Here is a 1,232-nt window from a genome sequence, read left to right on the forward strand (position 1 = left end):
CCACCGGGATGGGGGTCAGCTCGCCGTCGCGGTACGGGGCGTCAAAATCAGCTTTTTGCTCTTCAGTCAGCGCCATGGTTCAGCTCCTTCGCCAGTTCTCCGGCAAATGCTTTCTCATCCAGACCTGCAAACTGGCTGCAGATCGCCATTGCATCGCCGCTCAGAGTGGCGTTGCCTTTATCGTCGAGGTTCAGGCCCTGACTCTGCATGCGGGAGAGTGCTGCCACCGGCTGACGGGCGGCTACCATCTTCTCCAGCAGGGCAAAATCGGTTTTACCCAGCTCGCGCAGATTGTCTTCATCCGCCCCCTGGTACACGCGCCCGTCGCTGAGCGCCGCCGTCAGCAGCTTGTCCACGCGGTCGCCCTGAAACTGGGTGGACAGCGCGGCAAGCTTCGTGCGCAGGTCATCCACCACAGCCACCGGCACATACTTAGTCGGGTCCGGTTTGTTATTTCCCGCCGCCACGGACAGGGCCGCAATCTCCGTCTGACCGTCCTGGATGGCCTGGTCTTTCTGCAACAGCAGGGCCTTGTGCGCCTCAATCATCGCGCTGATGCTCGAGCAGTTCGCCGTCTTCATCTCGCCCGTCTGCAGCGCCGCAATGGCGGCCAGAATGGCGTTCTCATCACCTTTATCACCGAGGCCAAAGATGGCGCAGAGCGCAAGGCGCAGGTTCTCGTTCATCGGTTTTTCTCCGTTATCAAAAAACATCAGGGAAGCGGCCGCCACCGGGCGCATCCCGTCCAGCACCGGCATATTGGTGAGCGCGGCGTTGATAAGCTCCCGGACACATCCCTGCTCGTCATAGCCAAAGGTGGGGGAGACATAGCGGTACTCATCTGCCGCAATCAGTGCCGCCGCTCTGGCGGTCCACTGCACATCGGCATACAGGCCCTCACCGTCAACCCACACCAGAGTGCTGAACCAGCCCGCCGCCGGAACCGGGCCACTGGCATCGGGGGCATTCAGCGACTGGTGCTCATAGTCGAACAGGTAGGCATTGACCTTGCTGGCGGCCGCCGCAATCAGCGTCTGCGCGAGCGCCGCATCCAGATACCAGCGCTGGCTGCCATTTGCCGGGCCAAACCAGCCCGCCGGGAACAGCTGCACGCGGGCGGTGTTCGCTTTATCGATAGTGGCCAGCGAGGCGGTGGCAAATTTCCACATGGAAGGTCGTGTCCCTGAGTTGTGTTCTGCAGGCAGGGTAACGCCCGCCAGGAGGCGTAAACA

1 protein-coding gene is annotated in these 1,232 nt (G+C 61.9%); it reads right to left on the reverse strand.

Annotation, left to right across the window (positions count from 1 at the left end; all coding sequences use genetic code 11):
• Positions 1 to 62 precede the first annotated feature (62 nt).
• On the reverse strand, positions 63 to 1,232 hold a 1,170-nt coding region (locus B9Y90_RS26240; RefSeq protein WP_254902781.1), incomplete at its 5' end, for a phage protease.

Origin of the sequence: Cedecea sp. NFIX57, from assembly GCF_900177785.1 — a bacterium.
Classification (GTDB): domain Bacteria; phylum Pseudomonadota; class Gammaproteobacteria; order Enterobacterales; family Enterobacteriaceae; genus Cedecea; species Cedecea neteri_C.